The organism is Micromonospora sp. WMMD1120, from assembly GCF_029626235.1.
In the GTDB taxonomy this organism is placed as follows: Bacteria; Actinomycetota; Actinomycetes; order Mycobacteriales; family Micromonosporaceae; genus Micromonospora.
The window spans coordinates 4,783,023-4,798,241 of record NZ_JARUBO010000005.1; the positions used below are offsets into that span (position 1 = coordinate 4,783,023).

Below are 15,219 nucleotides of genomic sequence, written 5' to 3' on the forward strand. Positions count from 1 at the left end.
ATAGCGGACGGCAAGCGGCCCCGCCCAGGCTCTCCTCAGTCGCCGGCGGTGGGTCCGGCGCGATCGTCGGCCGGCGCGACGTCGGTCGACGCGGACAGGGGAGAGTGACATGCGAGCAACAAGGAGACGGGGTGTTCTGACCGCCGTTGTCGCGACGGCTGCGGTGGTGGCCGGCCTGGGCTGGGCGGCACCGGCGTCGGCGGTGCCGGCGGGGTTGGTCACTGTCGCCCAGTCGGCGGCCGAGAGCAGCGCGGACAAGTCCGCGTTCGCCTCCTGCCCGGCGGGCAAGGTGGTCACCGGGGGCGGCGGCTACCTTCCTGCCGGCTCGTCGGCCGCGGGCCGGGTCGGGCTGGACCGGCTGGAGCCACTGTCGAACGGCACCGGGTTCTTCGTGACGATGCGGGAGGTGGGCCCGGTCAACTTCGCCGGTGACTGGGGGCTGCAAGCCCTGGCGCAGTGTGCCACCGCGCCGGCCGGCTACCAGGTGGTGGCCGCCACCGGGGCGGTCGGGACGCAGTACGTGACGGCGAGCTGCGGGACGAAAAAGGTCATCGGCATGGGCGGGCGGATCAACAGCGGCCTCGGCGATGTCGTGCTCGACCAGGTGGTCCCGTCGTTCGACCTGGCCTCGGTGACCGTCCGGGCGGTCCCGGTGCAGGGGACCTCGCCGGCCGGCTGGAGCGCCACGGCGGTCGCTGTCTGTGCCACCGCGCCCGCCGGGCTGGAGCGGATCGCGAGGATCGGGACGAGCGCGAGTGACCCGTCCGACAGCGGCCTGAAGGCGTGCCCCGCCGGGAAGGGCCTCTACAGCGCGGGCGCGGACATCAACGCCGGCAACGGTCAGGTGCTGCTGACCGCGATCAACATCACCGGCGGGAACACCGTGCGGGTGCGGGCGGACGAGGACGCCGACGGCCTGGCCGGCTCGTGGAGCCTCAACGGGTACGGCATCTGCGGGAGCTGACGAGGGGCCGGGGCCGCCACCGGCGGCCCCGGTCGCCGGACCGGGCGGACGTCAGCCGGAGCCATGGGAAAAGGCCGAGAGCGAGAGCGCCTTGGAGAGTCAGATCATGTCGCTGCGGCGCGGGCGGCGGACCAGCGCGAGCAGTGCGAGCACATCGCGGCCTGCGCCGAGCTGGTGCAGGTCCATGTGGTGCCGCGCGATACCCCGATGTACCTGGGGATGGGCGGCCCGTTCATCCTCGCCGAAGTGCCCGACGGTACGAGAGTCGGGCACCAAGACGGCCAGGTGAGGGCGCACATCACTGACGAGGCGTCGGAAATTGCTACCCTCGAACGGCGGTGGGCGCGCATAGTTGGCGAAGCTCTACCAAGGGCGCAGTCACTCGACCTCATCAGGGAAGCAGCATCATCATGGATATGACCGGTGCACAGTGGCGTAAGAGCACGAAGAGCGGCAGCAACGGCGGCGCGTGCGTTGAGGTCGCCGACAACCTTCCCGGTGTAGTCCTGGTCCGCGATACGAAGGACCGTGACGGCGGAACCCTGAGCTTCACGTCCGGCGTGTGGCGGGCGTTCGTCGCCCGGGTCGCCGGGCGTGCGTAGCCGGCATAGACGCACGACAGCGCCCGTCCTCATCCTGAGGCGGGCGCTTCGCGTATCCGTTCAGCGGGGCGACAGCGCTCAGGATGTCCGGCCCGCATATTGGGACGGCAGTCGGATGAGCGGTGACACTCGAACTGCGCGGTGACCAGACTCTGCGGCTGAGGGGCGTGGTGACGTGACCCACGAGCACGGAACGTTTCGCAATCCTCCGCCGGCCCGGCCCACCGATGTGCGGGCGGCCCTCGACTGTCACGACATCACGGGCGCGTTGGACGCCATGGTCGGGTGCGCGTTGTACGGCGACGGCGACTGGCGCGAGTCACAGGAGCTTTACCTGACTCTGCTTGATGATGATGACCGTCAGGTTCAAGCGTTGTCGGCTACCTGCCTCGGGCACCTGGCGAGGGTCTACGGGCAACTCGACGAGGGCCGGGTCGTTGTCGCTCTGCGCGAGGCGCGCGTGAAGCCGCACGTCCGGGCCGCTGCCACCAACGCGCTGGACGACATCGAGATGTTCCTGCACCCCAGACGTGCGCGTTGGCGTGGACGTCTGTGGCGACTCGTCCGTCCGTGGACCTGGTTCTGACGCCACCTGGCGAACCGCTACGGAGCTAAGGTCCGCCCGGCGTTGTGGTTGCCCGTGCGTCGCCTCGGCCAGGCGGCCGGCCAGGCTCAGGTGCGGGACGGAGCAGCGCCGGCAGGGCCGCGAACACGAGGGGACGGCTGCTCAGCTCGCTGAGCCCGACCCAGGCGATGTCGTCATGCTCCTCGGGCGCGCGGTTGGTGGGAGTGCCGATCCAGTCCCTGATGTGCCAGACGCTGACGTGGACGGCGTCGTCGCCGCTGCCGCCGTGCAGATCACCCAACCGCGTGGAGGACTCCACCACGATGTGGACTCCCAGCTCCTCGTGCATCTCACGAGCGAGGGCCTGTGGTTCCGACTCGCCCGCGTCGACGTGTCCTCCGGGCAGGTCCCAGAGATCCGGGTACGCCCGGCGGGTCGGGCTGCGGTGCACCAGCAGGACCGTGTCGTTCTTGACCAGCGCACCGCAGACGACGACATGCATGACGGGAGTAGAGCACAGGGGTGGGACAACCTGACGCCCGACGGCCCTTGCCGAAATCATCTTAGTCATTAAGATAATCGCATGGGCACATCGACGAACTTCTCGGTGGCGATCGCCGGTGCCGGCCTCTCCGGCCTCTGCCTCGCCCAGCACCTGCTGCGGGCCGGCATCGACGTGCACGTCTACGAGCGGGACCCGGGCCCCTTCGTTCGGCGGCAGGGTTACCGGATCATCCTCGACCGGCACGGGCTGGGGGCGCTGCGCGAGAGCCTGCCCCGGCAGCTGTACAACCTGGCGCTGGCCACCGGCGACGAGCCCGGCGGGCAGCTGCGCTTCACCGACAGTCGACTGCGGGACGCCTTCACCATCGCCTTCAAGGACGAGCCGCACGCGACCCGCCAGGTCGATCGGCTGACCCTGCGGTCGATCCTGCTGTGTGGACTCAACGGTCGCATCCACTACGGCAAGGACGCCGTCGCGGTGGACGACGCAGGCCCGGCCGGGCTGCGGCTGCGGTTCTCCGACGGCGGGGCCGCCGCGGCGACCGTCGTCGTGGGCGCGGACGGGGTCGGCTCCGCGTTGCGCGCGCAGCTCATGCCGGACGCGGAGCCGGCGAACACTTCCATGGCGGGCATCTACGGCCGGTCGCCCCTGCTGCGCAACGGCGAGAGCGTCATTCCGGAGGCGCTGCGGAGCAGCGGGGTTCTGGCCATCGCCGGCCGGCCGGGCCGCGCCTTCTTCTTCACGTCCATGCGGTTCGGTGAAGGCCCGCCGGAGGCGTTCGCGCGGCTGGCTCCGGGCAACTATGCGCCAATCGGCGACGACTACGTGATGTGGGGCATGCTGCTCCGGCAGGAGGAAGTGCCACAGGGCGTCCGTGGGGACCTGCTGGCGCTGTGGCGACTGGCCTCGCGGATGAGCGACGATTTCCACCCGCTCATCCGGCGGTTGGTCGGCACCGCCGAGCTGGACTCAACGGTGCTCAACCTCTTCGCCACCGGCCGGCGCCCGCGCCGATGGGCGGTGCCCCGGGCGACGATGATGGGCGATGCCGTCCATGTCATGCCGCCGTTCGGCGCGCACGGCGGCAACACCGCGCTGCGCGACGCCGCGGCGCTCGGGCGCAGGCTGGTCGAGGCCCGCGCCAGCGGTACGCCGGTGGAGGAGGCGATCGCCGGCTACCAGGACGAGATGGTCCCCTACGCCTTCCGCGCCGTCGACACCGCCGCCGGGCTGATGCGTCGCCTCACCGGCGGCGCGGCCGTACCGCACTGGGTGTTGACCCGGGTGTTACCTCGGCTGCACCGGGTCACCGTGCCGGAGGCATGATTGCGGGCGTGTCCGACGAGCCGACCCGTGCGTCAGCGGTCGCCGACCTCCTGCGCGCCGGGCGGGAGATGTCGCGGCTGTCGATGGTGTTCCGGTACGCCATCGCGGAGCGGTTGGGCCTCGCCGTGAGCGACCTGGAGTGCCTCGACTACCTGGCGGACGTGGGGTCGGCCAGCGCGGGGCAGGTCGCCGAGCGGACCAACCTCACCACCGGCGCGGTGACCAGCATGCTCCGCCGGCTCCAGCAGGCGGGTTACGTGACGGCCGAGCGCGATCCGGCGGACCGCCGACGGTTGGTCGTCACCCTGCGGCCGGAGCGGGTCGCCGAGCTGAGGCGACCGTACGAGGCGTTCGCCGAGGGGGCGGAGCGGCTCGTCGAGGGCTACCGCGTCGACGAGATCGATCTGCTGGTCCGGCACTACGACCGCATGCGGGCGATGTACCTCGCCGAGCTGGACCGGCTCCGCGACGGCGACACCGGCAGCCGGACCTGATGACCCACCGGCAGCAGGTAGAGCAGCAGCGCCCCGCTCATCGCGAAGCCGAAGGTCACCAGCTCCAGGACGACGGCGATACCGACGTGGAACGCCAACCCGGCGACCAGTAGCACGCGGCGCGCCCCGGCGGGCAGCAGCCGGGCGACCGCCAGCACGAACTCCAGCACCAGCACCGACCAGGTGAAGACCGTCACCCCCACGGCGGAGCCGGTGACCGCGTCGAGCAGCGGGCGCAGCGGTTCGGGCGGCTCGTACCCGGGCGTACGGAGCCAGTAGAACATCGCCGTGCCGTCGGCCCACTCGGTGACGCCGAGCTTCGCGACGCAGGCGTGCAGGTACACGATGGCGACCTGGAGCCAGACGAGGACCAGCGCGGCGTACGCGACCACCCGGCCGACGCCGATCGCCGGGTCCGCCGGTGGTGGTTGCCAGTGCCACCGGCGGGGGTCGGTCAGCGCCACGGGAAGCAGCAACAGACTGAGGGTGGCGGTGATGTGGTCACCGCCGTCCAGCGCGGACAGGTTCGCGATCACGCTCCAGGAGACGTACCAGTGCGGCACCGCGGTCCACCGGGGGCGCCAGCCGCTGGCCACGACCACCAGCACGCCGATCGCGATCCACGCGGCGAGCTGCCCCTGCCCGCCGGGCAGCACGCACCAGATGCCGGCGGCGGCCGGCCCGGTGCACCCTGCGGTGCCGTCCATCGACAGCAGGATCGCCGGCGGGTTGACCAGCAGGGTGGCGCAGGTGCCGGTGGCCAGCAGCGTACGGGCCAACCCGAACCCACTCGACCAGGGCGCGACGGTCAGGGCGGGCCGGCACCGCCGGCCGAGCCGGGCCAGCCAGCGGTCTAGCAGGTCACCGTGAGCCGGGCCACCCGGGACGGGAGCACGGTCGGCAGGTCGTTCCAGGCCCATGGCAGTACCTCCTGAAGGACGATCCCGATGTCGCCGCAGAGCGTGCGTACGGTGGCGGTGTTGGCCGCCGCGACGGCCGGGGCGGCGGCCAGGCAGGTGGCGGGCTCGCCGGCGCACTCGCTCCACAAGGACGCGTCCAGCCGGCGGGTGAGCAGCGAGATCTCCGCGCTGCGGGCGCGGTCCCGCTTGTCCAGCCCGGCCGGGCCACGGCTGCTGCCCGGGGCGGGGCGCCACCGGCCGTCCCGGTCCGGGGCGTAGGCGACCGGGCTGGGACGGCGGGGGTCGCGGGTGAAGAACGCCCAGCCCTCCGGCACCAGCGCGCGGGCCACCGTCCGGCCGGGTGGGGCCGGCATCGCGGCCACCGGCAGCACCGCCCGGGTGAGGTAGCCCACGAGGAGCACTGCGACCACCGCGATCCCGGCGACCAGGCGACCCAACCGCGTGTCGTCCACAGTGAACTACCTGGTCCGCAGGTCGCGGGCGACGATGGCGATCAGTTGGTCCTGCACCAGTTTGGCCCGTGGCGCCGGGTTGCCGGTCATGTCCCAGGACCAGTCGGCGAAACCACCGGCGAAGATGGCTCGGATGGTGCCGACCTCCAGCGGAGTCCGGTTGTTGTTGTCCGTGTCGATGTACGAGTCGGCCCGGACGACCTCGTACGCGTTCTCCAACAGGGCGTCGTTGACCAGGAGCACGGCGGCGTCGACGGTCTCCTTGCCGAAGGTCCGGTTGAACACCTCGCGGGCCACCGCCACGAGGGTGACCAGCCCGTCGCGCACCACGACCGGGTTGCCGCTCTGTATCCGCTGTCCGATCGCCGCCTCGGACCAGGAGCCCCGACGGGTCAGCTCCGCGTTGAGCGCGCTCTGGGCGTACCGCAGCGCCGGCGTCCACCGGGTCGGCGGACGTTGCAGGTGAACCAGCCAGTTGGCGACCGGCCCGTCGTTGAACAGGACCGCGTCGGAGATTTCGGTGGCCCGGTACCGCGGCGGCGGCGCCGGCCAACCGGGATCGGCCTGGCCGCGCGCCCCGAAGCCGAGGGACACCGTCGCCAGGACCAGCACGAGCAGCCCGAACCACACCTTGCGGTGACTCATCATTACCCCCTCGAAGAACAGTGGTGGTGAGGAGCACCCTGCGCCGGAGCGTCCCCGAACCGTCCCCGAACCGTCCCCGGCCCAGCCGGAGGCGCCGGCGGACGCTCATCGGCGGTCGGCTATGCACGAGATCGTGGCGGTGTGACAATCCGACGTGTCACGGCCCGGTCCCGAGGGCGGCCGATCCGTCGGTCACCCGACGTCCGGACCGGACGGACCGGTGCACGGACGGGGCGGGAGGTACGTGAGGTTCGAGGTGCTGGGCCCGCTCAGCGTGCGGCTGCACAGTGATCAGATCGCCCTGGGCGCGGCACGGGAGCGACGTGTCCTGGCCGCCCTGCTGCTCGATGCCAACCGGGTGGTGACGGTGTCCCGGCTGGCCGAGGCGATCTGGGACGAGCGCCCGCCCACCAGCTCGGTCAAGGTGGTGCGCAACTGCGTGTCGACCCTGCGCGGGCGGCTGGCGACGGCTGGCGAGATCACTACCGACTCCGGCGGGTACTCGCTGCGAGTCCCGGACGAGGAGATCGACCTGCGGGTCTTCGCCGAGCGGGCCCGGCAGGGCCGCCGGCTCGCCGCCGCCGGTGAGCTGGCCGGCGCGGTCGCCCACCTCCGGCAGGCGCTGGCGCTGTGGCGCGGGCCCGCCTTCACCGGAGTGACCGGACGGCTGGTCGAGGCGGCGGCGGCCCAGCTCAACGACCAACGCCGCAGCCTCCAGGAGGAGCGCATCTCCCTCGAGCTGACGCTCGGCGGCGGAGTCGAGCTGGTGGACGAGATCGCCGACCTGGTCGCGGCGGAACCCCTACGCGAACGGGCCCACGCGCACCTCATGCTCGCCCTCTACCGGGCAGGCCGCCGCAGCGAGGCGCTCCAGACCTACCACCGGGTACGCCGGCTGCTGGTGACGGACCTGGGGATCGAGCCGGGACCGGAGCTGACCGACCTGCACCGCGCGATCCTCAACGACGACCCGCGACTCGCGCCGGTCAGCACGCCCGTGACCATCTCCCGAGCGGAGGCGCCGACCCCGGCCAAACCGGTCCCGGCGCAGCTACCCGCCTCGCCGTACGCGTTCAGCGGACGCGCCGCGGAGCTGGACGAGTTGTGCGGGGTGCTGGACGCGGCCACCCGGGCCGGCGCGGCCACCGTGGCGGTCATCTCCGGCATCGCGGGAGTGGGGAAGACGTCCCTGGCGGTCCACTTCGCCCGCCTGGTGGCCGACCGGTTCCCGGACGGGCACCTCCACGTCGACCTGCGCGGATTCCACCCGACCGGCCCTCCGCTCGAGGCCGGTGAGGCGGTCCGTGGCTTCCTGCAGGCGTTCGAGGTGCCCGCGCGGCACCTGCCCGAAGGGCTCGCCGCCCAGTCGGCGTTGCTGCGTACGCTGCTGGCCGGGCGTCGGGTCCTGCTGGTGCTGGACAACGCCCGTGACAGCGAGCACGTCCGCCCGTTGCTGCCGGGCGGCCCCGGCTGCCTCACCCTGATCACCAGCCGGAACAGGTTGACCGGCCTGGTGATGACCGAAGGGGCGCACCCGCTCACCCTCGACCCGCTGCCGTTCGACGACGCGTACGGCATGCTGGTCCGTCGACTCGGCGCGTCCCGGCTCACCGCGGAGCCTGCCGCCGCCACGACGATCGCGGCCCGCTCGGCGGGGCTGCCCCTGGCGCTGGCGATCGTGGCGTCCCGGCTGGTCAGTCACCCGCACTTCGCCCTACGGGCCATCGCCGAGGAACTGGACCGCACCCACGGAGGGCTGGAGGGGTTCACCGGCACGGACGCCGGGACCGACGTCCGCTCGGTCTTCTCCTGGTCGTACCGCGCGTTGAGCGCTGCGGCCGCGCGCCTGTTCCGACTGCTCGGCACACACCCCGGCCCGGAGGTGAGCGTGGCCGCCGCGGCCAGCCTGGCCGGTGTCGCCCCCGCGCGGGTACGCCCGCTGCTGGCCGAACTGGCGCACGCGCACATGGTCACCGAGCACACGCCCGGCCGGTACGCCATGCACGACCTGCTCCGCGCGTACGCGGTGGAGCGCGCGGACAGCGAGGAGGACGGCGCCGAGCGGCTGGCGGTGACCCACCGGATGGTCGACCACTACCTGGGCGGCGCCCACCTCGCCGACCTGCGGCTGCACCCGCACCGGGACCCGATCCGGCTGCCGGCGGCGGCGCCGGGGGTGACCGTCGCGGTCATCGCTGACCGCGAGGCGGCCTGGACCTGGTTCCGCCAGGAGTATCCGGTGCTGCTCGGCCTCCTGCGCCGGGCCGGCGACGACGGGTACGACGTGCACGCGTGGCAGCTCGGTTGGGCCATGACCACGTTCCTGGACCGGAGTGGCCGCTGGCACGACCAGGCGATCGTCCAGCAGCTCGCGCTGGAGGCGGCCGGCCGGATACGCGACCGCGACGGGCAGGCGCGCGCGCACCGCAACATCTCCATCGCGCGCCTGCGGCGGGGTCTGCACGGCGAGGCCCGCGACCACCTGTGGCACGCGGTGCGGCTCTACCGCGACCTCGCCGACCAGGTCGGGCAGGCCCGCACCCTGCTCAACCTCGGTACGGTCGCCGAGCACCGGGGCCAGCCCCGGCTCGCCCTGCGCTACGCCGAACTGGCGCAGCGGCTGTTCCGGGCGGCCGGGCACCGATCGGGGCAGGCGAACGCCTTGAACAACGCGGGCTGGTACCACAGCCAGCTCGGCGACCACGAACGCGCGCTCCACCACTGTCAGCGGGCGCTGCTGCTGCAACAGGAGGCCGGTGACCGCTACTGGCAGGCCCACACCTGGGACAGCCTCGGGTGCGCGCACCACCACCTGGGCCAGTACGCCGAGGCCACCGGGTGCTACCGGCAGGCTTTGTCGCTCTGGCGGGAGACGGGCGAGCGCTATTTCGAGTCGACAACGCTGACGCACCTGGGCGACACCCACCTCGCCGCCGGCGAACGCTCGGCGGCGGGTGGGGTGTGGCGGGAGGCGCTGGACATCCGCGTGGAGTTGGGCCAGGACACCGGACACCTCCTGGAAAAGATCCGCGCGGTGACGACGGGCTGACCCGATCGGGACGCGGGTCGCGCGGCCAGCGTCGCTGTCCGCTTGTCCGGGGCACCAGCGCTCAGCGGCCGCGTCGTCTCCGGAAGCCGTCGAGCGGCTCCCGGAGACGACCGTGCTCAGACCCGCGTCACTTGACGGTGAGGCGGATCCGCCGACGCCGGGCCAGCAGGAGCGCGACGACGCCCGCCAGCACCAGGACGATGCCGGCGCCCACGATCGTGAGCACCTTGGCGCCGGTGATCGGCAGGCCGGGGTCACCGGCGGCGCCGCCGCCGTTGCCGGGTCCGCCGGTCGGGCCGCCGCTCGGACCGCCGCCGGCGACCGGGGCGCCCGGCTGACCGACGGTGTACGCGCGTTCCACGGTGTCGGCGGTGACCGGCGACTTCGTCGTGAAGTAGTCGACCAGCACGGTGAGGTCGTTGTCGCCGGTGGCGAACTGGTCGGCGCCGTCGCCGAGGGCGTCGAAGTTGTCGCCGCCGGAGGCCAGGAACGAGTTGACAGACACCCGGTAGGTGGCGTTCGGGTCGAGGACCGTGCCGTTGAGGAAGATGCGGTCGGCGATGACCCGGTTACCGGCGGAGCCGTTCGGGTCGTAGACGTAGCTGAAGCCCTTCGAGACGCCCAGGTGCAGGAAGGGGCGCGACGCGCCCGTCGGTTGCCACTGCTGCTCCAGCGCCGCCTTGATCTCCTTACCGGTGTACGACTTGGTGATCACGTCGTTGGCGAACGGCTGGACGGTGGCGGCGTCGGCGAAGGTGACGGTGCCGTCCGGACGCTTGACGAAGTCGGCACGCAGGCCACCGGGGTTCATGAGAGCGATCTGCGCCCCGCCCCGGTTAGCGGCCTTGGTGGCCTCCAACTGGACGTCGGCGATGAAGTTGCCGAGGCTCGACTCGTTGCCTCGGTCCTCGACGCCCTCTGCGGTGACGGCGCGCTTGATGTCGGCGGTGATCTCGCCGATCTTCACCTTGCCCTGCACGTCCGCCTCGGCCTTGGCGTCCGCCACGAACTGCGCGACCGCAGGGTCCTCCGGGTAGCCCTTGATCGGCAGGACGGCACCTTCGGCGGCGGTGACCTTGCCGTCGGTGATGGTGAGCTTGATCTGGTCCAGCGCGTCCCCGTACCGACCGGTCTGCAGCACCGGCCGCTTGTGCCCCAGCTTCGCAACGTCGTACGCGCAGTTGTACGGGACGTGCGTGTGCCCTGAGATGATCACGTTGATGTCGGCGCTGGCACCGGTCACGATCTTGCCGAAGGGGGTCTTCGGGTCCGCCACGCTGGCGCACGCGGTGGCGTCCGTGCCGCTCGCCTCGGAGCCCTCGTGCACCAGGAGCACGACGGCGTCCACGTCGCCGTCGGCCCTCAGCTTCGCCGCGACGCGGCTCGCCTCGGTGGTCGGGTCCTTGAACTCCAACCCTCGGATACCGGCCGGCGACACCAGCGACGGCGTCTCGACGGTGACCGCTCCGACGACGCCGATCCGGACGCCGCCGATCGTCAGCACCGTCGACTCCTCCAGCCGCCCGGGAGCCGGCTCGGCGCCCCGGTAGACGTTCGCCGCGAGGTGCGGAAAGCCGGCGCGGGGGATGACCCGGTCGTCGAGGTCGTCGAAGCCGCGGTCGAGTTCGTGGTTGCCGATGCTCGACGCGTCGACGCCGATCGTCTTGAGGAAGTCGATGGTGGGCGCGTCCTGCTGCACCAGCGAGATGAACGGGGACGCGCCGATGCTGTCACCGGCGGAGAGAAGCAGCGTGTTGGCGTTGGCCGCCCGCAACTGCTTGATCATGCCGGCCATCTGGGCCGCACCGCCGACCCCTGCGGTGGGGGCCTCCAGGCGGCCGTGGAAGTCGTTGAAGCCGAGGATCTGCACCTCGGTCTCCGCGGCCTGCGCCGGAGCCGGCGCGATGCCGAGGACGACAAGCGTGGCGGCGGCCGTGGCCAGCGCCGCGCGGACGGGTAGGAAACGCAACTGATACTCCTCAGGTGAACCATCGGGGATGCGCTGCTCTGGTGAACCCGAACGAGCGCTCTTGGGTAATCAGTCATCGTGAATGGCGAGTAACGTACCCGCTCTCGCGCCGGTCAGATAATCCGGCGCTGCTCGTCGAGAGCGAGCCAGACCCGGTCGGCGGTCAGGGGCAGATCGGTGAAGCGGATGCCGGTGGCGTCCCGCAACGCGTTCGCCAACGCGGGAGCGACCGGGTTGAACGGGCTCTCGCTCATCGACTTCGCGCCGAGCGGCCCGACGTCGTCTCTGGTGCGCGCGAAGTGGATCTCGGTGCGCGGAATGTCGGCGAAGGTCGGCAGATGGTACTGCCGGAACGCGGCGGTGGTGACCGCGCCGCCGGCGTCGACGCGTACCTCCTCGTGCAGGGTGGCCCCGATGGCCTGCGCGACGCCCCCCTCGACCTGGCCCCGGCACTGCATCGGGTTGACGACCGTGCCGGCGTCGGCGGCGTGCACGCTGCGCAGGATGCGGACCTCGCCCGTCTCGGGATCGACCGCCACCCGGAACCAGTGCGTGTTGAACGCCACCGATCGTGGGGTGCCCGCGCACTGCCCGCCGGCAGCCACCGACTGGCCGGCGGTCCGGGCGAGGTCCCACAGATCCCGCAGCGGCAGCCGGGCGCCGGCGCAGTCGACGACGTCGGGGCCGAGCCGGCAGCGCCCGGCCGGCACGCCACTGTGCGTGGCCGCGAGGGCGCGCAGCCGTTCACGCAGCTCCCGGCAGGCCCGCAGCACCGCCGTGCCCGCGACGATCGTGCCGGTGGAGGCGAACGCCCCGGTGTCGTGGCCGACCAGGTCGGTGTCGGACTGGCGGATGGTGACCCGCTCGGGTGTGGTGCCCAGCGTCTGCGCGGCGAGCTGCTGGTGCACAGTGGTGCTGCCGTTGCCGAACTCCGCGCTGCCGACGGCCACCTCGTAGCGTCCGTCCGGAAGCAGGGTGACGCGGGCGTCCGCGTGGTGCCCGCCAGGCGGCGCGGTGGCGATCATCGACACCGCCATACCGTGTCCGGTCAACCAACCCGCTGGTGCCGGCGGGCTCGGCTCCCGCTGCGCGGTGGCCACGACGTCCAGGCACTGGTCCAGCCCGTAGCTACCGATGGTCAGGTCCTCGTCGGGGCCTGCGGGCGCCACCAGTGCCTCGCCGGGCCGCACCACGTTGCGGGCGCGGAAGGCGACCGGGTCGATGTCCAGGCGGCGGGCGATCTCGTCGAGGACCGATTCGACGGCGAAGCTGACCTGTCCGAGGCCGTAGCCGCGGAACGCGCCGGCGGGCACGGTGTTGGTGTAGACCGCGTACCCGTCGACCTTTTTGTTCGGGCACCGGTACACCGACAGCGATTCGTGGCAGCCGTGGAACAGCACGCCCGGCCCGTGGTTGCCGTACGCGCCGGTGTTGGAGACGACCCGCAGCCGGATGCCGGTGAGGGTGCCGTCGCGGCGCGCGCCGGCGGTCACCCGGACGGTGAACGGGTGGCGGGTGGTGGTGGCGGTGAACTGCTCCTCACGGGTGTGTTCGAGCTTGACCGGCCGGCCGGTACGCAGGGTGGCGAGGACGACGAGGTCTTCCACGAGCATCTCCTGCTTGCCGCCGAACCCGCCACCGACGCGACCGGCGACCACCCGTACCCGGTCGTCGGGCAGATCGAACAGTCGACACAGCGAGCGTCGGGTCAGGAACGGGGTCTGGGTGCTGGAGCGGACGACGACGCGCCCGTCGTCGTCGACGTACGCCAGCGCGCCGTGCGTCTCCAGGCTGGCGTGCTGCACCCGCTGGGTGCGGAACGTCTGCTCGTAGACGAGGTCGGCGGCCGCCAGGCCGGCGGCGACGTCGCCCACCTCGGCGTGGATCTCGGCGACCACGTTGTCGCCCGGGCGGGCGATGCCGCTCTCGCCGCCCTTGTCGGCGTGCAGGACCGGCGCGCCCGGCGACATGGCGTCCTCGGGATCGGTGACCGCCGGCAGCGGTTGGTAGTGGACGACGACCCGCCGACAGCCCTCCTCGGCGGCGGACTCGGTGTCCGCGACGACGGCCGCGACCCGTTGGCCGACGTGCCGCACCACGTCGTCCAGGAGGCGCGTGTCGGCCGGGTCGTCGCCCACCTGCTCGTGCTGCGCGCTGGAATAGAGCCGGTCGGGGACGTCCGCGTGGGTGAGCACCGCGTGCACGCCCGGCAGGGCGAGCGCGGCGGTGGCGTCGATGGACAGGATCCGTGCGTGCGGATGGGGGGAGCGCAGCACCTTCAGGTGCAGCAGGCCGGGCACGTGGACATCGAAGGTGTACCGGGCGGCGCCGGTGACCACGTCCGGTCCGGCCGGCGCCGCGACGTTCACCCCCACCGTCGTGTCCGGGTGCGGCGCCTCGACGTGGCGGACGCCGTGGATCGCGTCCGCGATGGCCCGGTAGCCGGTGCAGCGGCAGAGGTTGCCCTTCAACGCCTGCGGCAACGAGTGACGCTGGTCCTCGTCCAGCGCCGCCGCCGTCATGATGAACCCGGCGGTGCAGAAGCCACACTGGAAGCCCTGCGCGTCCAGGAAACGCCGCTGCACCGGATGCAACCCGGCGGTCGGAGCAAGACCAGAGATCGTGGTCACCCGGCGGCCCGACGCCCGGACCGCCGGGAACACGCAACTGTGCACGGGCTGCCCGTCGACGTGCACGGTGCACGCCCCGCAGTCGCCCGCGTCGCAGCCCTTCTTCACCCCGAAGCGGCCGTGCTCACGCAGGTAGGTGCGCAGGCACTGGCCGGGCCGTGGCGCTGCCGAGCAGGACTCCCCGTCGACGACGATGGGTCCGGTGCTCATCGCGTGCTCCCTGCGGCGAGTTCGGCGCGGATCTGCTCGGCGAACAGGACTGTGAGCTGGCGTCGCCAGGCCGGCAGGCCGTGCACGTCGTCGACGTACAGGTCGGCGGGGACGCCGTGCTCGACGGCCTCCCGTAGCGCCCCGGCCGACGGCACGGCGTCGAACCGCACCTGCACCGGCCGTACCGTCGACGCGGTCACGGTCAGCAGGAACGACCCGTCGTCCGCGTCGACGCGGCCGATGAGCAGCGCCGCCGAGCGACCCAGGGGGAACAACGACCCCTTGCGGAACGCGGTCCGGCTGCGCAGCGCGGCGGCGGGCAGGGTCATCGACCGTAGGAACTCACCGGGTACGAGGGCGGTCGTGCCCACGCCCGTGACGAACTCGGCGACTGGAAGCTCGCGTCGGCCACCACCGGCGTCCCGTACGAGGCAGGTGCCGTCCAGGGCCGCGCCGAGCGAGATCATCGGGCCGGCCGGCAGGGCGGTGCACACGTTCCCGCCCACTGTCGCCGTGTTCCAGATCTTGAACGAGGCGAGGAACGCCTCGCAGCACTGCCTGATCAGCTCCCGCTGCGCGGCGCGGGGCGACGCCGCATGGCCGGCCAGCTCGGCGATCGTGCAGGTCGCGGCGATGTCCAGGCCGTGCGGTGTGACGGTCAGCGGGGGCCAGCCCGCGCCGGCCAGGTCGCGGAGCCGGCGCAGGTGCCGCTGTGGCTCCGAGAACAGGAACGTGCCACCGGCCAGCCAGGCGTCCCCCGGCCGCCACGGGCCCGCGGCCTCGGCCGGAACCACCGCTCGCACCGTGTTCAGATCCACCGCCCACACCCCGTCCCGCGAACCCGGTAGCTCACCTGCCAGCAATCTCAGCAGTGCGCGACGTCGTCGC

13 protein-coding genes and 1 pseudogene are annotated in these 15,219 nt (G+C 72.4%); 7 read left to right on the plus strand and 7 right to left on the minus strand.

Translation table 11 applies throughout. The features are described 5' to 3' along the window. The first annotated feature begins 109 nt into the window (after positions 1-109). From O7634_RS22015 to O7634_RS22030, 4 genes and pseudogenes are all read left to right on the plus strand, one after another. Positions 110-964, plus strand: coding sequence for a hypothetical protein (locus O7634_RS22015; protein WP_278152010.1), 855 nt, complete (start codon positions 110-112; stop codon positions 962-964). Between the two features lie 135 nt (positions 965-1,099). Further along, positions 1,100-1,384 (plus strand): annotated as a pseudogene (locus O7634_RS22020) (Scr1 family TA system antitoxin-like transcriptional regulator); the annotation flags it as partial. Further along, positions 1,375-1,566 carry a DUF397 domain-containing protein gene (locus O7634_RS22025; RefSeq protein ID WP_278152011.1) on the plus strand — a complete coding sequence of 64 codons (192 nt, stop codon included), beginning with the start codon at positions 1,375-1,377 and terminating at the stop codon, positions 1,564-1,566. The pseudogene O7634_RS22020 and the gene O7634_RS22025, both read left to right, overlap by 10 nt. A 175-nt stretch (positions 1,567-1,741) precedes the next feature. Continuing rightward, positions 1,742-2,152 carry a hypothetical protein gene (locus O7634_RS22030; RefSeq protein ID WP_278152012.1) on the plus strand — a complete coding sequence of 137 codons (411 nt, stop codon included), beginning with the start codon at positions 1,742-1,744 and terminating at the stop codon, positions 2,150-2,152. Between the two features lie 25 nt (positions 2,153-2,177). Here the strand turns inward: O7634_RS22030 and O7634_RS22035 are convergent, their stop codons facing one another. Further along, entirely contained in the window at positions 2,178-2,633 is a 456-nt protein-coding gene (locus tag O7634_RS22035) for an NUDIX domain-containing protein (protein WP_278152013.1), read from the minus strand. Between the two features lie 81 nt (positions 2,634-2,714). On the opposite strand from O7634_RS22035, the gene O7634_RS22040 reads away from it, so the two are divergent. Together O7634_RS22040 and O7634_RS22045 are read left to right on the plus strand one after the other, a co-directional pair. Then, positions 2,715-3,962, plus strand: coding sequence for an NAD(P)/FAD-dependent oxidoreductase (locus O7634_RS22040; protein ID WP_278152014.1), 1,248 nt, complete (start codon positions 2,715-2,717; stop codon positions 3,960-3,962). Between the two features lie 8 nt (positions 3,963-3,970). Next, complete coding sequence (locus O7634_RS22045; protein WP_278152015.1) at positions 3,971-4,456, plus strand: MarR family transcriptional regulator; 486 nt, start codon at positions 3,971-3,973, stop codon at positions 4,454-4,456. Here the strand turns inward: O7634_RS22045 and O7634_RS22050 are convergent. Genes O7634_RS22050 through O7634_RS22060 form a run of 3 tightly spaced genes read right to left on the minus strand, consistent with a single transcriptional unit; the run spans position 4,381 to position 6,473 of the window. Next, positions 4,381-5,376 carry a sporulation-delaying protein SdpB family protein gene (locus O7634_RS22050; protein WP_278152016.1) on the minus strand — a complete coding sequence of 332 codons (996 nt, stop codon included), beginning with the start codon at positions 5,374-5,376 and terminating at the stop codon, positions 4,381-4,383. The genes O7634_RS22045 and O7634_RS22050 overlap by 76 nt on opposite strands. Next, a complete protein-coding gene (locus tag O7634_RS22055; protein ID WP_278152017.1) occupies positions 5,310-5,828 on the minus strand; it encodes an SdpA family antimicrobial peptide system protein in 519 nt (172 codons plus the stop codon). Before O7634_RS22055 ends, O7634_RS22050 begins: the two co-directional genes overlap by 67 nt. A gap of 6 nt (positions 5,829-5,834) precedes the next feature. Then, complete coding sequence (locus tag O7634_RS22060; RefSeq protein WP_278152018.1) at positions 5,835-6,473, minus strand: hypothetical protein; 639 nt, start codon at positions 6,471-6,473, stop codon at positions 5,835-5,837. A 244-nt stretch (positions 6,474-6,717) separates the two neighbouring features. Here O7634_RS22060 and O7634_RS22065 point away from each other — a divergent pair, with 244 nt between their 5' ends. Then, complete coding sequence (locus O7634_RS22065; protein ID WP_278152019.1) at positions 6,718-9,522, plus strand: BTAD domain-containing putative transcriptional regulator; 2,805 nt, start codon at positions 6,718-6,720, stop codon at positions 9,520-9,522. 127 nt (positions 9,523-9,649) lie between these two features. Here O7634_RS22065 and O7634_RS22070 read toward each other — a convergent pair whose 3' ends face one another. From O7634_RS22070 to O7634_RS22080, 3 genes are all read right to left on the minus strand, one after another. Further along, positions 9,650-11,491 (minus strand): bifunctional UDP-sugar hydrolase/5'-nucleotidase, encoded by a 1,842-nt coding sequence (locus O7634_RS22070; RefSeq protein ID WP_278152020.1) that lies wholly within the window; start codon positions 11,489-11,491, stop codon positions 9,650-9,652. A gap of 113 nt (positions 11,492-11,604) precedes the next feature. Beyond that, positions 11,605-14,331: a molybdopterin cofactor-binding domain-containing protein gene (locus O7634_RS22075; protein WP_278152021.1), complete on the minus strand. Its 2,727-nt coding sequence runs from the start codon at positions 14,329-14,331 to the stop codon at positions 11,605-11,607. Beyond that, positions 14,328-15,149 carry an FAD binding domain-containing protein gene (locus O7634_RS22080; RefSeq protein ID WP_278152022.1) on the minus strand — a complete coding sequence of 274 codons (822 nt, stop codon included), beginning with the start codon at positions 15,147-15,149 and terminating at the stop codon, positions 14,328-14,330. The genes O7634_RS22075 and O7634_RS22080 overlap by 4 nt, the downstream gene beginning before the upstream one ends. Positions 15,150-15,219 lie beyond the last annotated feature (70 nt).